1 protein-coding gene is annotated in these 1,488 nt (G+C 69.1%); it reads left to right on the forward strand.

The window, feature by feature from the left end:
* Positions 1–206: 206 nt before the first annotated feature.
* The gene (locus PMI01_RS06420; protein ID WP_007665754.1) at positions 207–983 is read left to right on the forward strand and encodes an NUDIX hydrolase; all 777 of its coding nucleotides are present in this window, start codon (positions 207–209) and stop codon (positions 981–983) included.
* Positions 984–1,488: the final 505 nt, after the last annotated feature.

Genomic DNA, 1,488 nt, shown 5'->3' on the forward strand with positions numbered 1-1,488 from the left:
GTGGCGCGCCGGCGCGCCAAGGCTACGCATCGTCGGCTGAACCATGGGTCCCGGGCACAAGGCCCGGGATGACGGACTATTTGCGAGAGCGAGAACGGTCGGAATCAAAGGTCGTTGGGACAACCCGCTGAAGACGAACCTGCCCCAACCGAACGCTTGTTCGAAATCATCTGGGCAAGGCGCGGCTTCTCCGCCAAGCTCGTCCGATGTCAGAGCATCCCGCCGACCCGATCCGACCCGCCGCCACCATCCTGCTGCTGCGCGATGCCCAGACGGACGCTGCGGCGTTCGAGGTGCTGATGGTCAAGCGCCACCACCAGATCGACTTCGCGGCCGGGGCCCTGGTGTTCCCGGGCGGCAAGAGCCACGCCGGCGACCACGACCCGGCGTGGCGCGACCACGCCACCGGCTGGGAGAGCGTCGGCGAGGACGGCGCCGCCCTGCGCATCGCCGCGATCCGCGAGGCCTACGAGGAGGCGGGGGTGCTGCTGGCCCGCGACGCGGCCGGCCAGACCTATGTCGGCGAGGCGGCGATCGACGTGCGGGCGGCGGTGGCCGAGGACCGCATGGCCTTCCTCGACGTGGTCCGCGACCTGGGCCTGAAGCTGGACCTGGCGGCCCTGACCATCTTCGCCCGCTGGATCACCCCGCCGCTGATGGCCAAGCGCTTCGACACCTGGTTCTACGTCGCCCACGCCCCCCTGGCCCAGCTGGCGATCTGCGACGGCCACGAGGCGGTCGACGCCGAATGGATCGCCCCGGGCGAGGCCCTGGCCCTGGCGGCCTCGGGCGCACGCAAGCTCATCTTTCCAACGCGGATGAACCTGCAACTGCTGGCGGAGAGCGCCAGCCCGATCGCGGCGATCGAGACGGCGCTGGCCCGGCCGCTGGTCACCGTCGAGCCCTGGGTCGACGGCCCGTCGCTGCGGATCCAGCCGGACGCCGGGTATGGGGCGGTGGCGGAGCCGCTGTCGGCGCTGTGAGGGCGGGTGGCGGCATGCCAGTTGGGGCGGGTCAGAGGTCTTGAATTGTCTGAGCATTTCAGGTCATTGGCGCGATCATCTGACCGCAACCGAAGTGGGAAGTCTTTGAAAGCGCCGCCAACTCAGGGGCAGTGGACGCGAATGATCCATTTCTCGTTGGATTTACGGCGAAAGCGCCGAACGAGGGACGGCAAGAAGGAGGCGCGCGCGTGACAATCGCCTTGGTAATTTGTAGGAGTAAAAGCGGCGTGGGGGTGAGGCGTCGGCGATAGGACTGGAGTGCGGCTATGGGGCGAGCCAGAAGGACGACCTCGTTGGCGGGATCTGCGTCGCGGCGCCTGGTCATGGGGGGGCTGGTCGCGGCCTGCATTCTGGTTTCCACCGCCCACGCTCAGGCAAGGACGGATACGTCCGCGCCCGCCGGGCTCGACGCGAACGGTCACCTCCAGGCCGTCTCCGTGCCGCAGGCCCGGGGTTTCGCTCACGCCAGGCTGCGCAACGGCGT

It is taken from the genome of Caulobacter sp. AP07 (assembly GCF_000281955.1).
Classification (GTDB): domain Bacteria; phylum Pseudomonadota; class Alphaproteobacteria; order Caulobacterales; family Caulobacteraceae; genus Caulobacter.